Annotated in this window: 24 protein-coding genes and 1 pseudogene; 13 read left to right on the top strand and 12 right to left on the bottom strand. The window is 70.5% G+C overall.

Annotated features, from left to right (window positions below; translation table 11 throughout):
* Positions 1 to 7: 7 nt before the first annotated feature.
* Complete coding sequence (locus ACTMSW_RS24475) at positions 8 to 1,951, bottom strand: amylo-alpha-1,6-glucosidase (RefSeq protein WP_441183022.1); 1,944 nt, start codon at positions 1,949 to 1,951, stop codon at positions 8 to 10.
* 42 nt (positions 1,952 to 1,993) lie between these two features.
* On the opposite strand from ACTMSW_RS24475, the gene ACTMSW_RS24480 reads away from it, so the two are divergent.
* The 3 genes from ACTMSW_RS24480 (at position 1,994) to ACTMSW_RS24490 (ending at position 6,523) form a co-directional block, all read left to right on the top strand.
* Positions 1,994 to 4,714 carry an MGH1-like glycoside hydrolase domain-containing protein gene (locus ACTMSW_RS24480; protein ID WP_441183023.1) on the top strand — a complete coding sequence of 907 codons (2,721 nt, stop codon included), beginning with the start codon at positions 1,994 to 1,996 and terminating at the stop codon, positions 4,712 to 4,714.
* A 61-nt stretch (positions 4,715 to 4,775) separates the two neighbouring features.
* A complete protein-coding gene (locus ACTMSW_RS24485; RefSeq protein WP_441183024.1) occupies positions 4,776 to 5,474 on the top strand; it encodes an HAD family hydrolase in 699 nt (232 codons plus the stop codon).
* A 104-nt stretch (positions 5,475 to 5,578) separates the two neighbouring features.
* Positions 5,579 to 6,523 (top strand): rhomboid family intramembrane serine protease, encoded by a 945-nt coding sequence (locus tag ACTMSW_RS24490; RefSeq protein WP_441183025.1) that lies wholly within the window; start codon positions 5,579 to 5,581, stop codon positions 6,521 to 6,523.
* A 430-nt stretch (positions 6,524 to 6,953) separates the two neighbouring features.
* Here ACTMSW_RS24490 and ACTMSW_RS24495 read toward each other — a convergent pair whose 3' ends face one another.
* Positions 6,954 to 8,111 (bottom strand): FAD-dependent oxidoreductase, encoded by a 1,158-nt coding sequence (locus ACTMSW_RS24495; RefSeq protein ID WP_441183026.1) that lies wholly within the window; start codon positions 8,109 to 8,111, stop codon positions 6,954 to 6,956.
* Positions 8,112 to 8,210: 99 nt separating this feature from the next.
* Between ACTMSW_RS24495 and ACTMSW_RS24500 the strand changes: the two genes are divergently transcribed.
* Positions 8,211 to 8,807 carry a TetR family transcriptional regulator gene (locus tag ACTMSW_RS24500; protein ID WP_441183027.1) on the top strand — a complete coding sequence of 199 codons (597 nt, stop codon included), beginning with the start codon at positions 8,211 to 8,213 and terminating at the stop codon, positions 8,805 to 8,807.
* 359 nt (positions 8,808 to 9,166) lie between these two features.
* Here ACTMSW_RS24500 and ACTMSW_RS24505 read toward each other — a convergent pair whose 3' ends face one another.
* The 5 genes from ACTMSW_RS24505 to ACTMSW_RS24525 form a co-directional block, all read right to left on the bottom strand.
* Positions 9,167 to 9,442: a hypothetical protein gene (locus ACTMSW_RS24505; RefSeq protein ID WP_441183028.1), complete on the bottom strand. Its 276-nt coding sequence runs from the start codon at positions 9,440 to 9,442 to the stop codon at positions 9,167 to 9,169.
* A 47-nt stretch (positions 9,443 to 9,489) separates the two neighbouring features.
* Positions 9,490 to 9,921 carry a hypothetical protein gene (locus ACTMSW_RS24510; protein WP_441183029.1) on the bottom strand — a complete coding sequence of 144 codons (432 nt, stop codon included), beginning with the start codon at positions 9,919 to 9,921 and terminating at the stop codon, positions 9,490 to 9,492.
* Between the two features lie 171 nt (positions 9,922 to 10,092).
* The gene (locus tag ACTMSW_RS24515; protein WP_441183030.1) at positions 10,093 to 10,797 is read right to left on the bottom strand and encodes a VOC family protein; all 705 of its coding nucleotides are present in this window, start codon (positions 10,795 to 10,797) and stop codon (positions 10,093 to 10,095) included.
* A 26-nt stretch (positions 10,798 to 10,823) separates the two neighbouring features.
* Entirely contained in the window at positions 10,824 to 11,756 is a 933-nt protein-coding gene (locus ACTMSW_RS24520; protein ID WP_441183031.1) for an ion transporter, read from the bottom strand.
* Positions 11,757 to 11,994: 238 nt separating this feature from the next.
* Positions 11,995 to 12,468, bottom strand: a complete 474-nt coding sequence (locus ACTMSW_RS24525; protein ID WP_441183032.1) for a VOC family protein — start codon at positions 12,466 to 12,468, stop codon at positions 11,995 to 11,997.
* A gap of 103 nt (positions 12,469 to 12,571) precedes the next feature.
* Between ACTMSW_RS24525 and ACTMSW_RS24530 the strand changes: the two genes are divergently transcribed.
* Positions 12,572 to 13,537: a helix-turn-helix transcriptional regulator gene (locus ACTMSW_RS24530; RefSeq protein WP_441183033.1), complete on the top strand. Its 966-nt coding sequence runs from the start codon at positions 12,572 to 12,574 to the stop codon at positions 13,535 to 13,537.
* Positions 13,538 to 13,608: 71 nt separating this feature from the next.
* On the opposite strand, the gene ACTMSW_RS24535 is transcribed toward ACTMSW_RS24530, so the two are convergent.
* A complete protein-coding gene (locus ACTMSW_RS24535; RefSeq protein ID WP_441183034.1) occupies positions 13,609 to 14,187 on the bottom strand; it encodes a DsbA family protein in 579 nt (192 codons plus the stop codon).
* A 235-nt stretch (positions 14,188 to 14,422) separates the two neighbouring features.
* On the opposite strand from ACTMSW_RS24535, the gene ACTMSW_RS24540 reads away from it, so the two are divergent.
* From ACTMSW_RS24540 to ACTMSW_RS24560, 5 genes are all read left to right on the top strand, one after another.
* On the top strand, positions 14,423 to 15,703 hold the full coding sequence (locus ACTMSW_RS24540) for an ABC transporter substrate-binding protein (RefSeq protein ID WP_441183035.1): 1,281 nt from the start codon (positions 14,423 to 14,425) through the stop codon (positions 15,701 to 15,703).
* A 76-nt stretch (positions 15,704 to 15,779) separates the two neighbouring features.
* Positions 15,780 to 16,781, top strand: a complete 1,002-nt coding sequence (locus tag ACTMSW_RS24545) for a carbohydrate ABC transporter permease (protein WP_441183036.1) — start codon at positions 15,780 to 15,782, stop codon at positions 16,779 to 16,781.
* Position 16,782: 1 nt separating this feature from the next.
* A complete protein-coding gene (locus ACTMSW_RS24550) occupies positions 16,783 to 17,616 on the top strand; it encodes a carbohydrate ABC transporter permease (RefSeq protein WP_441183037.1) in 834 nt (277 codons plus the stop codon).
* A 9-nt stretch (positions 17,617 to 17,625) separates the two neighbouring features.
* Positions 17,626 to 18,831, top strand: coding sequence for an ABC transporter ATP-binding protein (locus tag ACTMSW_RS24555; RefSeq protein ID WP_441183038.1), 1,206 nt, complete (start codon positions 17,626 to 17,628; stop codon positions 18,829 to 18,831).
* A gap of 97 nt (positions 18,832 to 18,928) precedes the next feature.
* Positions 18,929 to 19,579 (top strand): hypothetical protein, encoded by a 651-nt coding sequence (locus tag ACTMSW_RS24560; protein ID WP_441183039.1) that lies wholly within the window; start codon positions 18,929 to 18,931, stop codon positions 19,577 to 19,579.
* 29 nt (positions 19,580 to 19,608) lie between these two features.
* Here the strand turns inward: ACTMSW_RS24560 and ACTMSW_RS24565 are convergent.
* Positions 19,609 to 19,791, bottom strand: a pseudogene (locus ACTMSW_RS24565) (DUF397 domain-containing protein); the annotation flags it as partial.
* A 6-nt stretch (positions 19,792 to 19,797) separates the two neighbouring features.
* Complete coding sequence (locus ACTMSW_RS24570; protein WP_441183040.1) at positions 19,798 to 20,598, bottom strand: helix-turn-helix domain-containing protein; 801 nt, start codon at positions 20,596 to 20,598, stop codon at positions 19,798 to 19,800.
* Between the two features lie 154 nt (positions 20,599 to 20,752).
* Between ACTMSW_RS24570 and ACTMSW_RS24575 the strand changes: the two genes are divergently transcribed.
* Positions 20,753 to 21,088 (top strand): hypothetical protein, encoded by a 336-nt coding sequence (locus tag ACTMSW_RS24575; RefSeq protein WP_441183041.1) that lies wholly within the window; start codon positions 20,753 to 20,755, stop codon positions 21,086 to 21,088.
* Between the two features lie 24 nt (positions 21,089 to 21,112).
* Here ACTMSW_RS24575 and ACTMSW_RS24580 read toward each other — a convergent pair whose 3' ends face one another.
* Positions 21,113 to 21,559: a MarR family winged helix-turn-helix transcriptional regulator gene (locus tag ACTMSW_RS24580; RefSeq protein WP_441183042.1), complete on the bottom strand. Its 447-nt coding sequence runs from the start codon at positions 21,557 to 21,559 to the stop codon at positions 21,113 to 21,115.
* 92 nt (positions 21,560 to 21,651) lie between these two features.
* Between ACTMSW_RS24580 and ACTMSW_RS24585 the strand changes: the two genes are divergently transcribed.
* Both ACTMSW_RS24585 and ACTMSW_RS24590 read left to right on the top strand, forming a co-directional pair.
* Positions 21,652 to 22,206 (top strand): hypothetical protein, encoded by a 555-nt coding sequence (locus ACTMSW_RS24585; protein ID WP_441183043.1) that lies wholly within the window; start codon positions 21,652 to 21,654, stop codon positions 22,204 to 22,206.
* 176 nt (positions 22,207 to 22,382) lie between these two features.
* A complete protein-coding gene (locus tag ACTMSW_RS24590) occupies positions 22,383 to 22,784 on the top strand; it encodes a DUF805 domain-containing protein (protein WP_441183044.1) in 402 nt (133 codons plus the stop codon).
* An 83-nt stretch (positions 22,785 to 22,867) separates the two neighbouring features.
* Here ACTMSW_RS24590 and ACTMSW_RS24595 read toward each other — a convergent pair whose 3' ends face one another.
* Positions 22,868 to 23,626, bottom strand: a complete 759-nt coding sequence (locus ACTMSW_RS24595) for a YsnF/AvaK domain-containing protein (RefSeq protein ID WP_441183045.1) — start codon at positions 23,624 to 23,626, stop codon at positions 22,868 to 22,870.
* Positions 23,627 to 23,651: the final 25 nt, after the last annotated feature.

Genomic DNA, 23,651 nt, shown 5'->3' on the forward strand with positions numbered 1-23,651 from the left:
TAAATCGCTACCGGCGGTCGCGTCGCGCCCGGAGCAGCTCCGCCACCGACCAGGCCTGGAAGGGGCAGCCGGTCGCCTGGTGCGGGGGCAGGCCGTCGGCGGTCTCGCTGACCGAACCGAGGCCGTACTCCGTCAGGTGCGCCTCGATGCCCACGAACAGGTCGTCGACGGTGATCCGCGCCCGGCGGGCGGCGTCGGCGTAGGGGCCGAGCAGCCACGGCCACACAGTGCCCTGGTGGTAGGCGCCGTCCCGCTCGGCCGGTCCGCCCCGGTGCCGCCCCAGGAACTCCGGCGAGTCGGGGGAGAGGCTGCGCGGACCGAGCGGGGTGAGCAGTCCGGCGGCCACCCGACGCAGGGTCGGCTCGTCGGGCTCCAGCGGGGCGTACGGCAGCGACCAGGCCAGCAGCTGGTTGGGGCGCAACGCGTCGTCGTCGTGGTGGGCGGCCCCGCCCAGCGGGTACGCCGGTGCCGGTGCGTCCACCACGTCGTGCAGCCAGCCGGTCGGCGACGGGAACCGGTCGCGGAACGTCTTCGCCGCCCGCTCGTGCAGCCGGTGCAGGTCCTCGGCGTCCTGCCCGGCCAGCTCGGTCAGCTCGGCCAGGCCCGCCAGCCCGTTGATCCACAGCGCGTTGACCTCGACCGGCTTGCCGGTACGGGGGGTCACCGGCACGCCGTACACCCGGGCGTCCATCCAGGTCAACGCGGTGCCCGGGGTGCCGCCCTGGGTGAGCAGCCCGTCGGTCGCGTCGACGGCGATGCCGAACCGGGTGCCGGCCACGTGCGCGTCCACCACACCCCGCAGCGCCGGCAGCAGCTCGTCGCCGAGGTCGGTGTCGCCGGTGGCGGTGACGTGCCGGCTCACCGCGTGCAGGAACCACAGCGTCGCGTCGACCGTGTTGTACTCCACCCGCCCGGTGTCGGCGGTGTTGGCCAGCATGCCCTCGGACAGCGTCGCCGCGTACGACCGCAGCAGCTCCCGCCCCTCGTCGGCGCGGCCGGTGCAGAGGAACAGGCCCTCGTAGGAGATCATCGTGTCCCGCGACCAGGCGCCGAACCAGGGGTAGCCGGCCACCACGTCGGGTCCGTTCGCCGTGCCGACCACGAACGCGTCGGCGGCCAGGGCGAGCGTCGCCTCCACCGGGTCGGCCGGCTTCGCCGCGGTCACCACGGCCCGGTTGCGGGCCCGGGCCGCCGCCACCACCGCGGTCGCCTCCGGCGGCTCCTCGGCCAGGTCACCCGCCCAGGCGAGCACCGACAGGGTGTCGCCGGGCCGCTCCAGCGCGCCGGAGAACCGGCCGGCGTACCACAGGTCCTCGTCGGGGTGCAGGCCGCGCGCGGCCTCCTCGCGGTGGTGCGCGCCCACCCACCACTGGCCCTCCGGGGACCAGCCCGGCCCGGCCAGTCGGAACGCCCCCTCCACGACCGCCCCGCCGGCGACCTGCTCCACCCGGGGCGTCGGCCCGTCGGCGCGCCGCTCGCCGTGGGCGTCCCGCCAGGTGCACGCGGCGCTCAGCTCCAGGTGCACCGGGCCGCCGGCCACCAGCCGGTGCACCACCGCCACGCACGACCGGCCGTACGCCATGGCGATCTCCCGCTCGATGACCACGTCGCCGATCCGCCACCGCCAGCGGGGCAGGCCGTCGGTGAGGTCGAACCGTTCCAGCAGCTCGAAGCCGCGCGGGTCGAGGTCGCCGGAGGACCACTCGTGCGCGCCGAGGCGCACCCGGGCGCCGGAGGGCAGGACCACCGCCGGGTCGAGGCTGGCCAGTCCCATGTTGCGGGAGGCCGGCGTGTCGCCGGCCACCACCAGCAGGCCGTGGTAGCGGCGGGTGCGCAGCCCGCTCACGGTGCCCATGGCGTACCCGCCGAGGCCGTCCGGGACGACCCATTCCCGGGTTCCGCCGCTGGTCAGGTCACCGCAGACCTGCGGACCGAAGTGAATGTCGATCAACTTTCCTCCACCGGCGGCGTGGTGCCACACGCCACGACGAGAATGGCCGCTGTGGTCAAGTACCCCGGCGGCGTCGAAGATGTGCAGGTGATCACCGACCCCTCGAACCCGTTCACCTCCGCGCCCGACCCGGAGCGCATCCGGCTCGCCCAGGCTGACGCGGGGGAGCAGGACTGGCGCGCATGGGGTCCCTATCTGTCCGAGCGGGCGTGGGGGACGGTACGGGAGGACTACAGCGAACACGGCACGGCGTGGGACTACTTTCCCCACGACCACGCGCGGTCCAGAGCCTACCGCTGGAGCGAGGACGGCATGGCGGGCGTGTGCGACGACCGGCAGACGTTCTGCTTCGCCCTGGCGCTGTGGAACGGGCGGGATCCGATCCTCAAGGAGCGGATGTTCGGCCTCGGCGGAGACGGCGGCAACCACGGCGAGGACGCCAAGGACTACTGGTGGTACGAGGACTCCACCCCCACCCACTCCTGGATGCGGTGGCGCTACCACTACCCGCAGGCCCCCTTCCCGTACGACGAGCTGGTCGCGGTCAACGCGCTGCGCGGCCGGGACGACACCGAGTACGAGCTGGTCGACACCGGGATCTTCGACGACGACCGGTACTGGGCGGTGACCGTCGACTACGCCAAGGCGACCCCGACCGACATGTGCGTCACGGTCACCGTCGCCAACCGGGGCGACCGCGCGGAGACCCTGCACGTGCTGCCGACCCTCTGGTTCCGCAACACCTGGGCGTGGGGGCTGCCCGGCGGCGACCGGGTACCCCGCCTCGTCGGCGAGGGCTCCCGGCTGGTCGGCGAGCACCGGGTGCTCGGCCAGCTCCTGCTGGAAGGCGACGGCGACCCGATCCCGCTGCTCTGTGACAACGACACCAACGCCGAGCGGCTCTGGGGGCTGCGCGGCCGGTCCCGCTACCCGAAGGACGGGATCAACGACCACGTGGTCAACGGCGCCGCCACGGTCAACCCCGACCGGGAGGGCACCAAGGGCGCGCTGCACTACGTGCTGACCGTGCCCGCGGGCGAGCAGCGGCAGATCCGGCTGCGTCTGACGCGTACCGCACCGCCACCCGGCGGCACCGCGCCCCCGCCGGCCGACCTCGGCGCCGGCTTCGACGCGGTCGTCTGGGCCCGCAGGGCCGAGGCCAACCGCTTCTTCGCCGGAGTCATCCCGACCGCCGCGACCCCCGACGAGGCCCTGGTGGCGCGGCAGGCCATCGCCGGGCTGATGTGGGGCAAGCAGTTCTACCACTTCGACGTCAAACGGTGGCTGGAGGGCGATCCCGGCTCGGCGCCCCCGCCACCGGGGCGGCGGCACGGGCGCAACAGCGCCTGGTGGCACATGACCAGCTTCGACGTCATCTCCATGCCGGACCCGTGGGAATACCCCTGGTACGCCGCCTGGGACCTGGCCTTCCACTGCGTGAGCATCGCCCGCGTCGACCCCGGCTTCGCCAAGGAGCAGATCCTGCTCCTGCTGCGCGAGTGGTACCTGCACCCCAACGGGCAGATCCCGGCGTACGAGTGGGCGTTCGGTGACGTGAACCCGCCGGTGCACGCGTGGGCCGCGCTGAAGGTGTTCGAGATCGACGGCGGGCGGGACCACGCCTTCCTCGCCCGGGTGATGCACAAGCTGCTGCTCAACTTCACCTGGTGGGTCAACCGGAAGGACACCGGCGGCAACAACGTCTTCGAGGGCGGCTTCCTCGGGCTGGACAACGTCGGCCCCTTCGACCGTTCGGCCGCGCTGCCGGTCGCCGGGGTGCTGGAGCAGTCCGACGGCACCGGCTGGATGGCCATGTACGCGCTCAACCTGCTCGACATCGCGATCGTGCTCGCCGAGCACGACCGCACCTGGGTGGACACCGCCACCAAGTTCTTCGAGCACTTCGCCTACATCGCCGCCGCCGCGTACGAGCAGGGCCTCTGGGATCCCGAGGACGCGTTCTTCTACGACGTGCTGCGCCTCACCGACGGCACGAAGGTGCCGCTGAAGGTGCGCTCGGTCGTCGGGCTGCTCCCGCTGGCGGCGGTCACCCGGCTCACCGCGCAGACCCTGCACCGGCTGCCCGAGCTGGGCGCCCGGCTGCGCTGGTTCCTCACCAACCGTCCCGAGTACGCCTCGGTCATCGGCGCCCGCCGGCTCGGCCCGGACGGCCGCCAGCAGCGCCTGCTGTCCATGGTCGGCCCGGAGCAGATCGTCCGGCTGCTGGCCCGGATGCTCGACACCGACGAGTTCCTCTCCGACTACGGCCTGCGGACGCTGTCCCGGGCCCACCTGGACAAGCCCTTCTCGGTCAACCTCGGCGGGCAGGAGTTCTGCGTCGGCTACGAGCCGGCGGAGTCCACCAGCGGCCTGTTCGGCGGCAACTCCAACTGGCGCGGCCCGATCTGGATGCCGACGAACTTCCTGCTGGTCAGCGCCCTGCGCGACTACGCGGCGTTCTTCGGTGACGACCTCCAGGTCGAGTACCCGACCCGCTCCGGGGTGAAGCGGAGCCTCGACGAGATCGCCGACGACCTGTCGGTACGGCTCATCTCGCTGTTCACCCGGGACGACTGGGGGCGGCGACCCATCTACGGCGCCGCGCAGCTCTTCCAGACCCACCCCGACTGGCGGGACCTCATCTCGTTCCCGGAGTACTTCCACGGCGACAACGGGGCCGGCCTCGGCGCGTGGCACCAGACCGGCTGGACCGCGCTGGTCGCCGACCTCATCCTCACCCTGCGCCGGCCCCCGCGGAAATGAGGATGATCGACACGGCGTCCCGGGGTTACCGTGCGGCCGGGACCGATGCGACGAGGGGGAGATGGTGGACCGGTACACCGGGCAGGTGCTCGTGTTCGACGCCGACGACACGCTCTGGGAGAACAACGTCGTCTTCGAGCGGGTGATCGACGACTTCCTCAAGTGGCTGGACCACCCGACCCTCGACCGGACGGAGATCCGGGCCATCCTCGACGACATCGAGCGGGCCAACGCGGTCACCCACGGCTACGGCAGCAAGGTCTTCCTGCACAGCCTCGGGGAGTGCCTGGCGCGGCTGCGGGAGCGCCCGGTCACCGACGCCGAGCGGCGGGACATCGACGACCTCGCCCGGGCCCTGGTGGAGCACGAGGTGGAGCTGATGCCCGGCGTCGCCGAGGCCCTCGACGACCTGGCCGGCCGGCACGAGCTGCTCCTGCTCACCAAGGGCGCGCCCGAGGAGCAGCAGCGCAAGCTCGACGCGTGCGGCCTGCTGCACCACTTCGGGGCGGCGCACATCGTCCGGGAGAAGGACGTCGACACCTACCGGTGGCTGGCCCGGGAGCACGACTTCGACCCGGCCCGCGCCTGGATGATCGGCAACTCCCCGAAGTCCGACATCCTGCCTGCCCGCGCGGCCGGGATGAACGCCGTGTTCATCCCCAACGCCAACACCTGGGTGCTGGAGCACGACGAGCTGGACCCGACCGACACGGGCGTCCTGCGGCTCGCCGCCTTCGGAGACCTGCTGCGGCACTTCTGACACGGGACGGCCGGGAAACCGATCTTGGGTTAGCCTTTCCGGCGCCGTCCTGCGCCCGACGGCGTACAGGTGGCGCGGCACCGCGCCGGACCGGGAGAACCGCCTTGGACACCACGAGCACCCCGCCCTCCGACCCGACGGCGGCCGGGACCCCCACCACCTGCTTCCGGCACCCCAAGCGCGAGACGTACCTGCGCTGCTCCCGCTGCGACCGGTACATCTGCCCGGACTGCATGCGCGAGGCGCCGGTCGGCTTCCGCTGCCCGGTCTGCGTCAAGGAGGACAACCGGACGGTACGCGAGGCGCGCACCGTCTTGGGCGGCCGGCGGGTCACCGCGCCCCTGGTGACGTACGCGCTGATCACCCTCACCGTCCTCGCGTACCTGGTCCAGCTGGCCGTGCCCGGCGTCGTCGAACTCTTCTACAACGTCGGTGCCGTGCTGGTCGACGCCGACGGGGCGCAGTACGTCGACGACGGCACCGCCTACCCGGGCTACGAGCACGTCGGGGTCCTGCACGGCGAGTGGTACCGGCTCGTCACCTCGGCGTTCCTGCACCAGCTTCCCGGCAACGGGATCTTCGGCATCGCGCACATCGCGTTCAACATGTACTGGGTGTGGATGCTCGGTCGGATCCTGGAGGAGCACCTTGGGCACGCCCGCTTCGCGGCGGTCTACCTGCTGTCTGCCCTCGGCGGCTCGGTGCTGGCCGTCCTGGTCGACCCGGGCCAGGCCGCGCTCGGCGCGTCGGGGGCCGTGTTCGGCCTCGCGGCCTGCTACGTCGTCCTCACCCGCAAGCTGCACCACCATCCCCTCGACGGTCGCCACCTCATGGTGGGGTTCATCCTGTGGCTGGTGCTGTCGGCCAGCTTCACCTCGTGGGAGGGGCACCTGGGCGGGCTGCTCGCCGGGGGCGTCACCGCCGTCGGTCTCGTGTTCGCGCCCCGCGACCGGCGGGGTCCGGTGCACGCGCTGACGATCGCCGGGGTGACGGTGATCCTGGCCGGGCTGGTCGTCCTGAAGTCGTTCCAGTTCGCCGGCACTCTCTGAACCCGCCTTCGTCGGGAAACAGCGCTGACGCAACCGGCCGTGTTACGCCGACATGCCGCTTTTCCACCTTGACATCAATCACTCCCCGCCGGAGCCGGTGAACCTTGTCCGAGCTGGCGAAACGCGCCTAACCTGATCCGGCGCTCACGGCTCTTCGGGGTGAGTCGGGAGCGCGCCCAAGTCCGGTAGTTGGGCACCGTGGAGCTGAGTGCAGGCGGGCCGGCTCGCCGTGCAGAGGTCGGCGTGGGTGCACGTGCCACGCCCGCGCGACCGACACGGTGATGTCCGCTACCACGCCGGACGGGCCGGGGTCAGGATCGGGGAGTTGCGGACCCGATCCTGACCCGTTCCGGCCTCTCGTGGACGCGCGGGAGCCTTCTTCTTCCAGCCCTCCGGCTTGTCCGGGAGGCCCTGGCCGCGTCCACCGGCGTCAGCGGTTCTGTCGTTCGATGCCGCGCCGGACGAGGCCGCGGACGCCGGGGAGGGTGATGGCCCGGATCGTGACGTCGTTGATCCACACGTGGAAGCGGCTCGGTGGCGCGTACTGGTACATGCCGCGGCGAGCGAGTGCCTGCCGCTTGGTGACCTCGGGTCGCAAGCCGGCTTCCCAGTCGGCCAGAGCCGCCGGGATGTCGTGACCGTGCCGCCGCAGGGCGGTGCCGAGCTGGTCGGCGCCGGCGAGCGCCAAGGCCGCGCCGTGCCCGGCGAAGAGTGTGACGCACCAGGCCGCGTCTCCGAGGAGCACGATCCGACCGGTACTCCATCGTGGCATCACCACCTGGCTGACTCGGTCGAAGTAGGCGCCGGCAGGATCCGTCTCCAAGTGCCGGAGCGCCTCAGGCACGCCTGCCGCCAGGTCCCCGAAGGCCGCACGAAGCGCGGCCACCGGTCCCTGTTCCAGCTCCAGACCCGGGTTCGCGCAGCGGTACGTGAAGAACGCCGAGGACCGTTGCGGGCCCAGGTTGACGATCGCCGCCGTGCGCCCGGGGCCGATGAAGGTCGTGGCGGACGACTCGGGCACGTCCGCTACCGGATGGGCGAGCGGGAACGCCGCCACCACGTACGGCAGGTCCACTCGATGATCAGGGCCGAACGCTGCCGTGCGGGTCGTGGAGTGAACGCCGTCGGCGCCGATGAGCAAGTCGGCTTCCTCGGTGGTGCCGTCGCTGAGCACGATCCGCACCTGGCCGGCGTCCTGGTCAATGGACGTGACGGTGGCGCCGAAGCGGAACTCGACGCGGTCGCGTACCGCCTCGTACAGCGCGGTCTCCAGGTCTCCTCGAAACACCGACATGGTGCGGGCGCCCAGAGCGGCCTCGGCGACGGCTGCTGGCACCGTGAGCTTCGGCCGCCCGTCCGCCCGTACCAGCACCGTGGTGAACAGGCCCAACGCGCGGTCGGACAGGGCGGGGATCAGCGCGAGTCGCTCGGCGGCGTCGTAGCCCGCCCCGAGCAGGTTCACCAGGTAGCCACCGCTTCGCCGGGCCGGGGCGCGCTCCACGACGAGCGTGCGCCACCCGTCCTGTCCCAGTCGTAGGGCCGTGGCAAGACCGGCGATGCCGGCGCCAACGATCACCGCTCGTTTCATCTGTTCTCCCAACGCCAAAATGAGCGTATGCTCAAACTAGTATGAGCATATGTTCATTCCCGGCGCAACGCGGCGGTGGCCAGCGCCTAGAATCCGGGTATGCCACGCGGAGTCGCCACCCCCGAACCTCGGCAGCAGCTCTTCGCCGCCCTGGAACGCGTGATCGCCGCCGAAGGCCCCGGCCGACTCACCAGCCGAGCCGTGACCCGCGAGGCCGGCGTCGCCACGGGGCTGCTGTTCGCCCACTTCCCGAACTTCGACGACTTCCTCGTCGGCTACGCGGTCGACCGGAGCTTCCAGATCTCCAGCGCCGCAGCCGGCCTTCCACGGCGCGCTGGCACCGGCACGGTCGCCGGTAATCTCAGCGATGCCGTTCTCACGACCCCGTTGCCCACGCTGCTGGCCGTCACCCGACTCCTGGCCTCCCGGCCGGCACTGGCAGCAGACGTCGAAGCGATATTGGGCAACGGCAGCGCCGCACTGCAGGCACTCGAACGCGCAACCGTCGAATACCTGGTCGCCGAGCAACAACTCGGACGCATACCCGCAGGCGCCGACACGGAGGCGCTGGCTCTGGCCGTGGTCGGCGTGCTGCACCACGTCGCCATCACCGACGGAACCAACCCGGTGGCAGACGGCCGCATTCGTCGCGCCATGACCGCACTGACCGACGGCTCCCCAGCCGTCGCTTCCTGACTCGACCCCTACCCGACCGGGCCCCCACCGCTGGCCGCGCGTCACGCACCGTCACGGAGGGGCGATCAGGTGGGAGGGCCCGCTCTGCCGCCACACCCGGAACGTCTGCTGGAGCCGCCACGTGCCATCGGGCTGCCGTGCCTCGTTGCGCCACCCCCGCACCGGCCGCGGGATCGGGAAATCGCACCCTGACGCCGTGTTCGACGCCGGGCAGGATCCAGACATCGGTGGTCGCCCGGCCGCCCAATGCGTACCCGAAGTGCCATTCGCCTCGGCGAACCGTCGAGGACCCGTCGGGGCCGTACTCGGTACAGTCCAGCACCCAGGACCCGGCGAATTGTCCGAACAGGCTGAGGTCGTCAGGTGCCCGCGCCGCGCACGACGGCCACCGCCACCCGACAGAACTCGTCCATGTCCGGGTTGAAGCCGGCCGCGATGTCGGGGTGCAGGCCGGCGCGGGTCTCGTCCAGCAGCCGCTGGCAGACCTGCTCGATCGGCTCGCCGGCGTAGCTGGCCCGCACCCGTTCGGTGGCGGCCTGCAACGCCGAGGTCAGCTGGTCCTCCAGCGGGCCGCGCAGCTTCTCCTGCACCGCATCGAGCCCGCGAGGGTCCAGCGTGACATGTGGCTCCGACATCGGTGCTCCCTTCGTCGGCGTCCGCGGTACCCCACCACGGACGTCGGTCAAACCCGGTGCGGGACGGCGGCCACCCGCACCTGGTAGGAGAAGTCCTCCGCCGGCTCCTCCGCGTACGACAACTTCCGGATCTGCCGGTCGTCGCCGTAGAGGGCGACGTCCACCAGGACGCCGAGGTGGGCCAGGCCGATGCTGGCGACCCGCTTCTTGTCCTGGAGCACCGCGCACACCCCGCCGAGCAGGGTGCTCGCGTCGGAGGTGCGGTGCCCCGGCGGGCAGCGCAGCACGAGGTCCACCTCGACCGGCCCGGTCAGCGGAGTCCAGCCGGTGTGCTGGGCCGCGACGCAGGCCGCCTGGAGCAGGGCGCGGACCCTCGTCGCCTGCCGGTGGCCGGCAGCGAAGATGGACAGCGCCTCGGTCTTGACCGGTGGCAGGCCGCTCACCTCGAACGTCAGGGCGAGAGCGCGGGTGTCCTGCACGACGGCACCTCCTCGTGGGGTCGATCCTGCCCAACCGGTGCCGTGGCGGGGGGAGTTCCCGCGAGAACCAACCGATCGGGCGGGGCCGGGGTCGGCCGAGGCGTGTCGACGTCGGTGGCGAACGCGCAGGTAGACGCTAGTTCACCCGATGGGCCGGGGGTAACCGCCCGCTCACTCGGTGGGACGCGGCGGGAACGCGCAGAACTCGTTGCCCTCCGGGTCGGCGAGGATCCACCAGGAGATGAGGTCGTCCGGCTCCCGCAGCAGGGTCGCGCCGGCCCGGATCAGCGCCGTCGGGTCGTCGTCGACGAGGTCGACGTCCCAGTGCAGGCGGTTCTTCACCGTCTTGCGCTCCGGCACCGGGTCGAAGACCCAGTACTGCCACGGGAACCCGGCCGCGCCCACGATGGAGGCGTACCCCTCGCCGCTGACGTCGACCGTGCCGCCGACGACGCGGGACCACCAGGTGGCCTGGGCGGCGGGGTCGGCGCTGTCGACGACCAGCTCGAACGCGCCGGACCGCTCGCCCTCGCGGGGGCCGAACGCACAGAACAGGTTGCCCTCCGGGTCGGCCAGCACCCACCAGCTGATCTCCGCGTCCGGCTCGCGGACCACCCGCGCGCCGGCCTCGACCAGCGCCGCCGGGTCCGCGGCGGCCAGCCTCAGGTCCAGGTGTACGCGGGTCTTGACGGTACGCGGCTCCGGCACCCGGTTCACCCAGATCGACTCCGCGCCCGCGCCGGCCTGCCCGGGGTCGACCCGCACGTCACCGTCGCCGAGGTCCACGACCTCCCCGTCGAGGATCCGCCCCCAGAACGCTCCCAGCGCGGGGGCATCGGCAGCGTCCAGACAGAGATCCTTGAACCGCGCGATCACGCCCTCATTCTCTCCCCTTTTCCGGCTCACCGCCGGGGCGGGTGGTGCTGGCCGGTCATGCCGTGCCCGTCGTCCCGGTCGATCCGCAGTTCGCGCTCCAGTTCGGCGATGACCGCCCGCAGGTCGTCCAACCGCTGGCTGATCGCGATACGGTCCACCTCGTCCGGCACCCCGTCGCCGTCCTCGTCGTAGTCCGGCGACAACCGCTCGGTCATCTCCAGCCGGCGTGCTTCCTCCATCGAGTTGACGATGACCGCGATCAGGATGTTCAACAGCAGGTTGACGGTGATCATGACGTAGCTGACGTAGTAGAGCAGCGTCCACGACGACACCGCCAGGCCCTGCTCGATGAGGTCCGGCAAGGTCTCCAGCGACAGCAGCACGAACAGCGTCAGCAGGGACCGGCCGATGTCGCCGTACTGCTCGGGGTACCGCTCGCCGAAGATCAGCCAGCCCGCCATCCCGTAGACGTAGAGGGTGACCGCGGCCAGCGCGAGGAAACCGGCGACACCCGGCAGGCTCCGCCACAGCGCCGCCACGATGATCTGCAACCCGGGCGAGAACCGCACCAACCGCAGCACCCGGGCCACCCGCACGAACCGCAGTACGGCCGGATCCCCGTGCAGCCCCGGAATGAAGATCGCTGCCGTCACGAGGAAGTCGAAGACGTTCCAACCGTGCCGGAAGAAGTCCTGCGGCCGGCGGCCGTACGCCAGGACCCGAATCGCGATCTCCACGACGAAGACCACCCGGAAGATCCACTCCGCCCACCGCAGCAGCGGGCCCACCGCGCCGAGATCACGGTACGTCTCGATGCCCAGCACGATCCCGTTGGCCATGATGAGCACGACGATGGCCACCTCGAACGGACGCGACCCGGCGATGCGGGCCGACCAGGCGGCGAGACCCGGTCCGACCTCCGCCCGACGTGGCGTGCCGCCGTTGCGCTGCGCCGGCACCGGACCACCACTCACAACGGCCCCGTTCGGGCGCTGCCGGGGCTGGCCGGGGACAGGGCGTCGGGGAAGAGGCGGCCGTCCATGCGGACACCCTACGTACCGCCACGGGCTCCGGTAGGACGGCGCCTTGCCGTGCTGTTCGCCCCGCATCGGCGCACGGGACGGTCCCATGTGTGCGAGGTCGAGGGGAGGCGACGGAGCACCGTGCGCCAAGACTGGACCGACCGCGGCGAGGACCTCAGCGGCCGGGGAAGAACTCGGCGCCTTGCACGTATTCCATCGCCTTGCCGAACTCGGGGTCGTTGAGCCGCTGAGTCAACTCTTCCTCGGTGGGCTCCGCCACACGCTGGTGGATCCACCACAGGTGGCCGAAGGGGTCGCGGAACCGGCTGACCCGGTCGCCCCAGAACAACTCGGTCGGCTCGGTGACGACGGTCGCGCCGCGTTCGACGGCCCGGCGCACGACCTCGGCGTCGTCGGCGACGTACAGGCGCAGAAAGGCCGGTGTCCGCGGCCAGTCCGGCTTGTCGAACATCATCACGACCGAGTCTCCGATGCGGACCTCGGCGTGGCCGATCGACCCGCTGTCGCCCACGCGACCCAACTCGGTGGCGTCGAAGACACCCACGACGAAGTCGATCAACTGTGCCGTGGTGCCCGGAGAGATCATCCATGGGGTCACGGTGTGATAGCCGTCGGGCACGACATTCATCGCTCATCTCCTTGTTCTGATGCACCGTCTGCGCACCGCCACAAGCCACACTAGAAGCGATATAGGTCAATAGCGGTCCTACATGGCACGGCACGATGGAATGGTGAACGACACGTCGGCCCGCCTGCTGCGACTGCTGTCCCTGCTCCAGACGCCCCGGGAATGGCCGGGCAGTGAACTCGCCGAACGGCTCCAGATCACCCCACGCACCGTGCGCCGCGACATCGATCGGCTGCGTGAGCTCGGCTATCCAGTCCGGGCCACCATGGGCGCCCACGGCGGGTACCGGCTCGCACCGGGCAAGGCGATGCCGCCGCTGCTGCTCGATGACGAGGAGGCCGTGGCCATCGCCGTCGGCCTGCGCACGGCGGCGCAGCAGCCGGTCGCCGGCATCGCCGAGGCGTCCCTGCGGGCCCTGTCCAAGCTGCAGCAGGTGCTGCCGCCACGGCTGGCTCGCCGCGTCAGCACCCTCACCGCGCCCGCGCTGCCGCCGCCAGCGGTGACGGCCTCGTTGGTCGACCCCACGCAGCTGACCGTCCTCGCCGCGGCCGCCTCGGCCAACGAACGAGTCCGGTTCGACTACCGCAACCATGACGCGGTCACCACCCGGCGGCTCGTCGAACCACACCGGCTGGTCGTGGTCGGCCGCCGCTGGTACCTGCTCGCCTACGACAACGAACGCGCCAACTGGCGAACCTTCCGCATCGACCGCATCGAGAACGCCCACAGCACCGGAACACGCGTACCACCGCGCCAACCACCAGCCGACGACCCGGCCGCATTCGTCACCACCCAGCTCTACGACCTGGCCCCGGTCTTCCAGGCAACGGTGACGCTCGCCTTGCCGGCGTCGCAGGCAGCCAACCGGCTGGGCGACTACGCCGGCGAACTGCAGCCCGTCGACGACGAATCCTGTCGGTGGCACAGCCCAAAGGACACCATCGACTGGCTCGCCGTTCGCCTGACCATGCTCGGCTGCGACTTCACCGTCCACCAGCCAGTCGAACTGATCGACCACCTGCGCCAGCTCGGCACCCGCATCGCCCGCGCCGTGACACCCCACACGTGAGAGGGCCACCGGAATCCCACCGCACTGACCAGACCCCTTCCGATGCCAGCAGCAGCAAGGCGGTGGGGTGGTCAGTGGCGGGCGCGCTTGACCTCGTGGAAGACGGGCATGCGGATCAGGGGGAGCAGGGAGTCCCAGATCGTGAGGGCGTCGTCGGTGCCGGGGATCTCGGTGAGGATCGGGCCGTGGATGCCGCGGTCGGCGCCCGGGACCATCAGCACCGGTGAGCCGATGTCCGGGCCGGCGGAGGCGTACGCGAGGGCGTGCGACTCGCGTACCGCCTGGTCCCAGCTGTCGTCGTCGAGCGCCGCCGCCGCGTCGCGGAGGCCGGCCGCCTCGACGGCCGCGTCCAGGACCTTCGGTCCCGGCGGGTCGCCCGCGGTGTGGGTGCGGGCACCCAGTTCGGTGTAGAACCGGCCGGCGTCGTCGTGGCGGCCCTGCGCGCGCAGCGCCTCCACCAGTCGCAGCGCCCGGCCCGAGGTCTCCAGCGCCTCGGCGAACTGTGGCGCGATCCTGCCCTCGTTGAGGATGGCCAGGCTGAACGCCCGCCACTCGATGCGCAGGTTGCGGGCGTCGGCGACGGCGACGAGCCAGCGCGACGTGCGCCAGGTCCACGGGCAGGCGGGGTCGAAGAAGAACGTGGCGTCCATTCGGCGAGCCTACGGGCGTGAACGGCGGCGCGCAGCCTGGTGATCCGCGCCACACAGGTGACTGTCCGGCTCGTCTCGATCGCGCAATGTTTCGGGGCTACGCAGGTCGGGCAGTGATGGGCCACGAAACGCCCGGGGCTCGACGGCATGCTCTGGTCAATGCCCCGACCGTCTCGCCGTGCGCCGGGGCACGGAAAGCCTCTCCCCGGCCTGGCCGAGAAAGAGGGGAGGGGTGATGAGCGACCCTGACAAGACCCGTCGCCGGCGGCGTGTACGCGCGCTGGCGGCGGCCGCGACGTTGACGTTGGTGGCGCCCATGGCCGCGTGCGCTTCCGGTGAAGACGGCGGTACACCCACGATCAACCTGTACTACCCACCCGAGCAGAACCTGCAGAAGGTGGTCGACGACTGCAACGCGCAGGCGCAGGGACGGTACAAGATCGCCTACCGGGTGCTGCCCCGGCAGGCCGACGAGCAGCGGGTGCAGATGGTGCGTCGGCTCGCCGCTCAGGACACCGGGATGGACGTGCTGGGCCTCGACGTGACGTGGACCCAGGAGTTCGCCAGCGCCGACTGGATCCTGGAGTGGACCGGGGAGAACAAGGCGGAGGCCGAGGCGGGCACCCTCGAAGGTCCGCTGGACACCGCCCGGTACGAGGACAAGCTCTACGCCGCGCCGAAGAACACCAACGTGCAGCTTCTCTGGTACCGCAAGGACCTCGTCCAGGAGCCGCCGACGACCTGGAACCAGATGATCGAGACCGCCCAGGACCTGAAGCAGCAGGGCAAGCCGTACCAGGTGCTCACCATGGGCGCCCAGTACGAGGGCCTGGTCGTCCTCTACAACACCCTCGCCGAGAGCGCCGGCGGCCGGATCCTCAGCGAGGACGGCGAGCAGGCTGTCATGGACGAGGGCACGGTGCGGGCGCTGGAGCAGCTTAAGACGTTCGCCACGTCCGGCGTGGCGTCGCCGTCGTTCAGCAACGCCACCGAGGACCCGGTGCGGTTGGAGTTCCAGTCCGGCGCCGGCGCGTTCCAGGTGAACTGGCCGTTCGTCTACCCGGCCATGCAGGAGGCGAACCCGGAGCTGGCCAAGCAGGTCGGTTGGGCGCGCGTCCCGGGCATCGACGAGGGCACCCCGAGCAAGGTGACGATCGGCGGGGTGAACATGGCCGTCAGCGCCTACTCGAAGCACCCCGAGGAGTCCTTCGAGGCTGCGAAGTGCATCCGCAACGAGAAGAACCAGAAGTTCTCCGCGATCAACGACGGCGTGCCGCCGACCATCGAGAAGGTCTACGACGACCCGGAGATGGCCGAGGCGTACCCGATGAAGGAGACCATCCTCGATGAGCTCAAGGAACCGGCGGTCCGTCCGCTGACCCCGGCGTACCAGAGCATCTCGACGGTCATGTCGGCGATCCTGTCGCCGCCGTCGGCCATCGACCCGCAGAGCACCGCCGACGAGCTGCGCTCCGCCATCGCCGACGCACTCGTGTCGAAGGGGGTGCTGCCGTGAGCGAGCGCAGCGAGCGAACCATCCGACTCAGCGCCACCGAGGCTCGTGGCGTCGCCGACCGAAGGGAGGGGACGGCATGAGCATCAACGCCACGCCGGCGGGCGCGGACGTGACCGCCGACGAGACCGCCGCCCGCTCGACCGGCGGGCACGCCGCCGTGCCGGCGCAGCGGTCGGGCAAGGCCCCGAAGGCGGCGCTGAGTGAGAACAAGCGGGCCGAGCGCAAGCTCGGCTGGCTGCTCTGCGCCCCGGCCGCGCTGGTCATGCTGCTGGTCACCGCCTACCCGATCCTGTACTCGGTCTGGCTGTCGATGCAGCGCTTCGACCTGCGCTTCCCGGCCGAGCGGGAGTTCATCGGACTGGAGAACTACGTCACGGTGCTCACCAACGAGTTCTGGTGGACGGCGTTCGGCGTGACCATGCTGATCACGGTGGTCACCGTCGCCGTCGAGCTGGTGCTCGGCATGGGCCTCGCGTTGATCATGCACCGTACGCTGGTCGGGCGGGGCATCGTGCGGACCGCGGCGCTGATCCCGTACGGCATCGTCACGGTCGTCGCCGCCTTCTCCTGGCGGTACGCGTGGACGCCGGGCACCGGCTACCTCGCGAACCTGTTCAGCGAGGGCGCGCCGTTGACCGAGCGGGCCAGCTCGCTCGCGATCATCATGCTCGCGGAGATCTGGAAGACCACCCCGTTCATGGCGCTGCTGCTGATGGCGGGCCTGGCGCTGGTGCCGGAGGACCTGCTGAAGGCCGCCTCCACCGACGGCGCCACCGCGTGGCAGCGGTTCACCAAGGTGATGCTGCCGGTGATGAAGCCGGCGATCCTGGTCGCGCTGCTGTTCCGCACCCTGGACGCGTTCCGGGTGTTCGACAACATCTACGTGCTGACCGCGGGCGCCAACGAGACCTCGTCGGTCTCGATGATCGCCTACAACAACCTGATCCGGGGTCTCAACCTCGGCATCGGGTCGACGATGTCGGTGCTGATCTTCCTCACCGTGGCGATCATCGCCTTCATCTTCGTGAAGCTGTTCGGTACCGCTGCCCCGGGCAGCGACGACTCCGAGAGGCGCTGACATGGCTGACACCACCACCCGGGCCAAGGCCCGTTGGGGTCTGCTGGACCTGATCGTGGTCGTCTTCGCGCTGGTGCCGGTGCTGTGGATCGCCTCGCTGTCGTTCAAGACGCCGGCGACGTTGACCGACGGCAAGTTCTGGCCCCGCGAGTGGACGCTGGACAACTACCGGACGATCTTCCAGACCGACCAGTTCGTCCGTGCCCTGGTCAACTCGATCGGTATCGCGTTGATCGCCACCGTGATCGCGGTGGTCCTCGGCGCGATGGCCGCGTACGCGATCTCCCGGCTGGACTTTCCCGGCAAAAAGCTGCTGGTCGGCGTCTCGCTGCTGATCGCGATGTTCCCGCAGGTCTCCCTGGTGTCGCCGCTGTTCGAGATCGAGCGGCAGCTCGGCCTCTTCGACACCTGGCCGGGCCTGATCCTGCCGTACATCACCTTCGCCCTGCCGCTGGCGATCTACACGCTGTCGGCGTTCTTCAAGCAGATCCCCTGGGACCTGGAGAAGGCGGCGAAGATGGACGGTGCGACGCAGGGCCAGGCGTTCCGCCGGGTCATCGCGCCGCTGGCCGCGCCGGGTCTGTTCACCACGGCGATCCTGGTCTTCATCTTCTGCTGGAACGACTTCCTGTTCGCCATCACGCTGACCTCCACCGAGCGGGCCCGTACGGTGCCGGTCGCGCTGTCGTTCTTCACCGGCGAGTCGCAGTTCGAGGACCCCACCGGGGCGATCTGCGCCGCCGCCGTGGTGATCACCGTTCCGATCATCCTGTTCGTTCTCTTCTTCCAGCGGCGCATCGTGTCCGGCCTGACGTCCGGCGCAGTCAAGGGATAGGTGGTAGTCGTGGCTGACATCGTGCTCGACAAGGTGAGCAAGAGTTTCCCGGACGGCACCGTCGCGGTGGCCGAGGTCGACCTGGAGATCGCCGACGGCGAGTTCGTCATCCTGGTGGGCCCGTCCGGCTGCGGGAAGTCCACCACCCTGAACATGATCGCGGGCCTGGAGGACATCAGCTCCGGTGAGCTGCGCATCGGCGGGGAGAAGGTCAACGACAAGGCTCCCCGGGACCGGGACATCGCGATGGTGTTCCAGTCGTACGCCCTCTACCCGAACATGACGGTCCGGGAGAACATGGCGTTCCCGCTGCGGCTGGCGAAGATGGACAAGGAGACGATCAACCAGAAGGTGGACGAGGCGGCGAAGGTCCTGGAGTTGACCGCGCTGCTGGACCGCAAGCCGGCCAACCTCTCCGGCGGCCAGCGCCAGCGGGTCGCGATGGGACGGGCGATCGTCCGGCAGCCGAAGGCGTTCCTCATGGACGAACCGCTGTCCAACCTGGACGCCAAGCTGCGGGTGCAGATGCGTACCGTGGTCTCCCGGCTGCAGAAGCAGCTCGGCACCACCACCGTGTACGTCACCCACGACCAGACCGAGGCGATGACCCTCGGCGACCGTGTGGTGATCATGCGGGGTGGCGCGATCCAGCAGGTCGGCCCACCGCAGGAGCTGTACGACCACCCGCGCAACCTGTTCGTCGCCGGGTTCATCGGCTCGCCGTCGATGAACTTCCTGCACGCGGCGGTGGTGGACGGCAAGCTGCGCACCGCCCTGGGCGACGTGCCGATCGGCGACCGGGTCCGTCGGGAGCTGGAGGGCGGCAACGCCCCGCGGGAGCTGATCCTCGGCATCCGGCCGGAGCACTTCGAGGACGCCGAGCTGGTCGACGACGACACGCGCCGGCGCGGCATGGAGTTCGAGGCGCCGGTGGAGATCGTCGAGTCGATGGGCTCGGACAAGTACGTTTACTTTACCGTCGAGGGGGAGCGGGCCAGTGCCGCCGAGCTGGAGGAGCTGGCCGCCGACGCGGGCGCCGACTTCACCGGCGGCGGGGCGAACCTGGTGACCCGGCTGTCGGCCGAGTCCCCGGTCGCCGAGGGGCAGAACCGGCGGGTCTGGTTCAACCTGGAGAAGATCCACCTGTTCGACCCGTCCAACGGCCGCAACCTGACCCTGCACGAGGGCCGGGCGGCGGGCGCACTCGCCGACTGACGGACGGTCCGGACCTGGACGGCTCGCTGTCGCGTACCCGACTGTAGGGACACAGCGAGCCGTCCTTTTCCGCCAGGTCCGCGACTACAGTGTCGGCGTGACCGCGCTACTCGTCGGAGGACTCGTCACGCTTGCTGTCACCTGCGTCGTGCAGTTCCTCGTCGTCCCCCGGGTCCAGGACCGGGTGCGCCGCAGTGAGCAGTGGGAGAAGAACGTCACCGAGCTACTCGTCGTGTTGGAGGAGGAGTTGCCCCTGGCCGCACGCCGCCTGTACTTCGTCGTCACCAGTTTCCGAGCGGTGCAATCTGTCGAGGCTCGTCTGCAGGCCCTCACCGCGCCGAATCGAGCGCACTCCGAGCAGTACATGCAAGCCGTGAAGGCGGCCTACGACGAGATGAGCGCCGTCGACGACGTCATGGCCAAGGTGCGCCTGCTCGTCGAGCGGATAGCGCTCGTCCGGCCGGAGGCGTTGTACTGGGAGGATCTCCGATTCGACGTGTTGGTGTTGAAGGGCGAGCTTTTCGGGCTGCATCCTATCGCCGCCCTACGCGACAAGGTCGACGACGCGGCGTACAGCAGCCGCCTCGCGGCGGTGGAGAAGGCGCTCAATGCCGTGCTGGAACGGCTCAAGATCGTGAGCGTTCCGATGAAGCCACCCGCTACGCGTAAGCGCGACCGGATCCCGAAACAACTGGACACGCCAGAGTTCCGCGCGCACAGGTCGGGGCTGGGCCGGATCGTGCGGTAAGGCCGGGGCGGATCGGCGCTGAACCCGGATCAGCCCACCGGGCCGATGTGCTTGGCCAGATCCACGAAGGACCGCCAGGACGAAGGGCTGACGTGGAGGGTGCCGCCGTCGCGGTCCTTGGTGTCGCGTACCAGCACGACGCCCGGCAGGTTGTCGGCCACCTCGACGCACGCGCCGCCGTTCCCGCCGGACCTGCTCGACTTGCGCCACCGGGGGGGTCAGTACATCCATGACTTCGCCGCCTCCTTGATTCGCTCGATCGACTTCCGGCGGGGCAGTGCCTCGTTCCGCACGATCTCCCACGTCTTCGAGAGCTTAGCGACATCCGCCGGCGCGTCGACGATCTGCGCCTTGAGCTGGTTGTCGGCATAAGCCACCCGCTCGCCGTCCGGCAGTTCGGCGATGATGAACTGGCCGGCCAGTCCCAGGTACATCCCGGCATCCGACGGCACCACGTGCAGTTGGACGTGCTCCCACGCCGCCAGCTCGACCAGGCGCTCGCACTGCTCCAGCATCAGTCCCGGCTGGTCGATCACCGGCCGGCGGAGCACCGCCTCGTCGATGACGGCGATGAGCTGCGGGGGCTGGTCGCGTTCCAGGATCGCCTGCCGGTCCCGCCGGGACGCCACGTTCCGGTCGACCTCCTCGGCGGTGAACCGCCCGCCGCTGAGGGTGGCGCGTGCGTACCGTTCGGTCTGGAGCAGGCCGGGGAGGTAGGACACCTCGAACCAGCGCAGCGTGGCCGCCTCGCGCTCGAACTCGATCCACTCGCGCAGCCACGGCGGCGCGGTGTCGAGCTGACCCAGGTCGCGCAGCATCCGCGTGAACCGCTCCCCGGTCCGGTACGCGGTGTCGACGGCCGCCATGTACTCCCTGGTGGGTGGCCGGCCGCTCGTCTCGACCGAGCTGACGTGCGACCCCGAGTACCCGATGGCGCGGCCGAAGTCGTCCTGGCTGAGCCCCAGGTCGGCCCGGAACAGGCGCAGCTCGCTGATGATGTACCCGGCAGCGGTCCCCATCGGTTCCCCATCTCCTGCTCGTCCTCGCCGACGTGCTCCCCACGGCTGCTCACCTGCCGCGCTGACCTGCGCGGATGCCGCGAGCGCGTATCGACGGTAGCGGTGTTCTCAGCAGACTGTCACCAGGCTGGACCCGCAAAGAGGAGAAGCGCCGATGATTTTCGCGCAACTGCCGCAGCCGAGACTCGGCCCGCATCCCGAGTACCCCCGCCACCGCACCGAGAGCGAGCCGCCGCACACGCCACTGCGGCCCGTGTGGGCCTGCCGTGCCTGCGGCCAGCCGTGGCCGTGCGCCGAGGCCCGACTCATGCTCAAGGCCGAGTTCGACGGGCGGTACGCCACCCTGTCGATCTACCTCGCCGGGCTGCTGTACGAGGCGATGCACGACCTGTACCACCTGAACCCGCATGACGGCCCGAGCCCACGCGACCTGTTCGGCCGCTTCGTGGGGTGGGGGCCGTTCCGCAGGCCACCGACGAGTGCACCGTGACCCGGAGCCCGCCAGCGGCTCGCTTCAGCCGTCGCCGACGTGGTCCTCCAGGACCGTCAGCAGGCGGTCCAGCTCCCGGTGGTCCCGTGCGCCGAGCCGCTGCCGGGTGGCGGAGTCGAGCGCGTCGACCAGCCTGCCGGCCTCCCGGAGCAGCGCCGTACCGGCGTCGGTCACCCGGATCGGTGCGGCCCGGCCCCGGCCGCGTTCCGCGCTCCGCTCGACCAGCCCGCGGGACTCCATCTGGTCCAGCAGGGGGCCCATGCTCTGCGGTGTTGTCAGCACGGCCCGGGCGAGTTCGGCGGAGGTCACCCCGGGCGTTTCGGTGAGGACCCTCAGCACGCTGAACTGGCGGGGGGAGAGGCCGGTCGGAGCGAGTGCGGAGGCGAAACGGCGCTCCAACCGACTGGCCAACCGCACCAGGCGGTACTCGAGGAACTCGTCGGGCCGTCGCCCGGTCGTACGGCTCGTCACGAGTTCACCGTACCGGGGGTGCCCGGCAGGGGTGGTGAGTATCAGTTGCCTGATACTCTCGGTTTCAGTCACCTGATTCTGGGAGGTCCCTCATGCTCCGCGTCACCTCAGATCCGTCCGGAGCCGCGCTGCTCCGGTCCACCCGGCCGCTCACCCTGGCGGCGGCGCTCTGCCTCGCCGTCCAGCTCTTCGGCAACCTGTACGAGGAACTTGTCAGCAACGTCGCGGTCATCGCGCGGCCGCAGGCCGGTGCGGCGGTGGGTGCCCTCGACCCCGGGAGCCCGGTCTACTACTACCTGCCCTGGGCGCCGCTCGGGGTGATCCTGGTCGCGGTGCTCGCCCACCGGATGGCCGCCTGCGTCGCACCAGGCTGGGTGGTCCGTCGGCTGCAGCTCGCCCTGGCCGCGCTGGCCATTGCGGTCGCGGCGAAGGCGGTGCTGATCTCCTCGGTCAACCCGCGCTTCCGCGACCCGGCCGAGGACGCGGCGACACTGCGGGACCTGGCCGTGCTCTGGGCCGGAGTCAACGGGGTGGCGATCCTGGGGGTGGCCGTCGCGCTGACGCTGCTGCTGTCCTGGCGCGCCCGGGTCGCCGACCACGGTACGAGCGGCGCGACGCGGCCGAGCGACGCAGTCTCGGTCGCCTGACCTCAACGCGGAACACGGACAGTGAGACCAGGTCGGCGTCGCGCCGAGGCAGCACCAACACCCCATCCACAGGTATCGACAGCTTTGCACTGATCGGCCGTTGACCTTGGTGCAGTGATCTGCTTGGCTGCCTCCGCGATGACCTTGCTACATCACTCGACAGTTCGGAGATAGTCATGTCGTTCGCCGACGCCATCAGGTCGGTCCTCACCCAGTACGTCGGCTTCACGGGCCGGGCCCGCCGATCCGAGTACTGGTGGTTCGCCCTCTTTTCCTTCCTTGTCTCTATCGTCGCTGCCATTCTGGACGGCGTGTTCGGAACGAACCTCGGGGACGCCGGGTCCACAGGTGTCATCGGCCTCATCGTCACCGTGGCGCTGCTGCTGCCGAGCCTGGCGGTCGGGGTGCGCCGCCTGCACGACACCGACCGGTCGGGGTGGTGGCTGCTGATCGGCCTGGTGCCGCTCGTGGGCGCCATCGTCCTGCTGGTGTTCTTCGTCAAGGACGGCACGCCCGGGGCGAACCGTTTCGGCCCCGACCCCAGGGACCGGGCACAGGCGGCGCCCAGCATCGCCTGACCATCCGGAGACGATGACCGCGCGTACGCGCACCAGCGGGCGGGTGGGCCGAACCGGCCCACCCGCCCGTCGTGCGTCCGTGGTCAGCGACGCCGTCGGCTCGCCTCCGGGATGTCCGCCTCGACCCGCTCCTTCCGGATCTGCTCGTCGACGGGCTGCTGCTCGACGACCTCGTCCTTGGCCAGGTGGACCCGTTCGACCGGCACCGACTCCTTCGCGACCACCGGCCGCTCGGCCCGCAGGATCATCTCCTGCTCGGCCTCGCCGATGTCCGCCCGCGTCCGCCGGGCGTCGCCGGGGGCGATGGGCTCCCGCTCGACGTACACCTCGTCGTGCTCGACGGGCACGGTGGTGTGGACGTCCTCGGTCACGACGTACTTGCGCAGTCGTACCGTTCCGGCCGGTTGGCTCTCGGTGCCGACCCGCAGCCGCTCCTCGGACCGGATGAGGTCACCGTCCGCGGAGGGCGCGCGCCCCCGTGCGGCGGGCGGCGGAGTCTGCGGCGGAGTCTGCGGCGGGGTCTGCGGTACCAGGTTGTAGTGCGCGAAGAGCTGGTGGAGCTGCGCCTCGCTCAACGGCTCCTCGGCACCGGAGTCCACGGCGGGAGCGTTCTTCACCGTCGACTTGTCGTACCCGACTGTCAGCCCGCCGTCACCGATTCGGGCCTTCTCGAGCGGTGCCATGGTCTCCTTGCGGCTTATCCCACCCGACTTCACGCTGACCCAGGTCGGCTCACCGGCGGCGTCGGCCCAGATCTGACCCACGTTGCCGATCTTCGAACCCGAGCGGTCCTTGACGTCCTGCCCGTACAGCGAGTTGGCCTGCTGTGCGTTGAGCCTCATGGACGTTACCTCCCTCTCGTGTCAC

This window comes from Micromonospora sp. BQ11, from assembly GCF_052068135.1.
GTDB lineage: Bacteria > Actinomycetota > Actinomycetes > Mycobacteriales > Micromonosporaceae > Micromonospora.

What these genes read in the sequence shown, in the direction of transcription:
- ACTMSW_RS24500 (WP_441183027.1), top strand. Translation starts at nt 8,211, where the DNA reads ATGCCACGCGGAGTCGCCACCCCCGAACCTCGGCAGCAGCTCTTCGCC.
- ACTMSW_RS24590 (WP_441183044.1), top strand. Translation starts at nt 22,383, where the DNA reads ATGTCGTTCGCCGACGCCATCAGGTCGGTCCTCACCCAGTACGTCGGC.
- ACTMSW_RS24595 (WP_441183045.1), bottom strand. Translation starts at nt 23,626, where the DNA reads ATGAGGCTCAACGCACAGCAGGCCAACTCGCTGTACGGGCAGGACGTC.
- ACTMSW_RS24545 (WP_441183036.1), top strand. Translation starts at nt 15,780, where the DNA reads ATGAGCATCAACGCCACGCCGGCGGGCGCGGACGTGACCGCCGACGAG.
- ACTMSW_RS24525 (WP_441183032.1), bottom strand. Translation starts at nt 12,468, where the DNA reads ATGAATGTCGTGCCCGACGGCTATCACACCGTGACCCCATGGATGATC.
- ACTMSW_RS24505 (WP_441183028.1), bottom strand. Translation starts at nt 9,442, where the DNA reads ATGTCGGAGCCACATGTCACGCTGGACCCTCGCGGGCTCGATGCGGTG.
- ACTMSW_RS24480 (WP_441183023.1), top strand. Translation starts at nt 1,994, where the DNA reads ATGGCCGCTGTGGTCAAGTACCCCGGCGGCGTCGAAGATGTGCAGGTG.
- ACTMSW_RS24535 (WP_441183034.1), bottom strand. Translation starts at nt 14,187, where the DNA reads ATGGACGCCACGTTCTTCTTCGACCCCGCCTGCCCGTGGACCTGGCGC.
- ACTMSW_RS24575 (WP_441183041.1), top strand. Translation starts at nt 20,753, where the DNA reads ATGATTTTCGCGCAACTGCCGCAGCCGAGACTCGGCCCGCATCCCGAG.
- ACTMSW_RS24485 (WP_441183024.1), top strand. Translation starts at nt 4,776, where the DNA reads ATGGTGGACCGGTACACCGGGCAGGTGCTCGTGTTCGACGCCGACGAC.
- ACTMSW_RS24540 (WP_441183035.1), top strand. Translation starts at nt 14,423, where the DNA reads ATGAGCGACCCTGACAAGACCCGTCGCCGGCGGCGTGTACGCGCGCTG.
- ACTMSW_RS24570 (WP_441183040.1), bottom strand. Translation starts at nt 20,598, where the DNA reads ATGGGGACCGCTGCCGGGTACATCATCAGCGAGCTGCGCCTGTTCCGG.
- ACTMSW_RS24550 (WP_441183037.1), top strand. Translation starts at nt 16,783, where the DNA reads ATGGCTGACACCACCACCCGGGCCAAGGCCCGTTGGGGTCTGCTGGAC.
- ACTMSW_RS24495 (WP_441183026.1), bottom strand. Translation starts at nt 8,111, where the DNA reads ATGAAACGAGCGGTGATCGTTGGCGCCGGCATCGCCGGTCTTGCCACG.
- ACTMSW_RS24585 (WP_441183043.1), top strand. Translation starts at nt 21,652, where the DNA reads ATGCTCCGCGTCACCTCAGATCCGTCCGGAGCCGCGCTGCTCCGGTCC.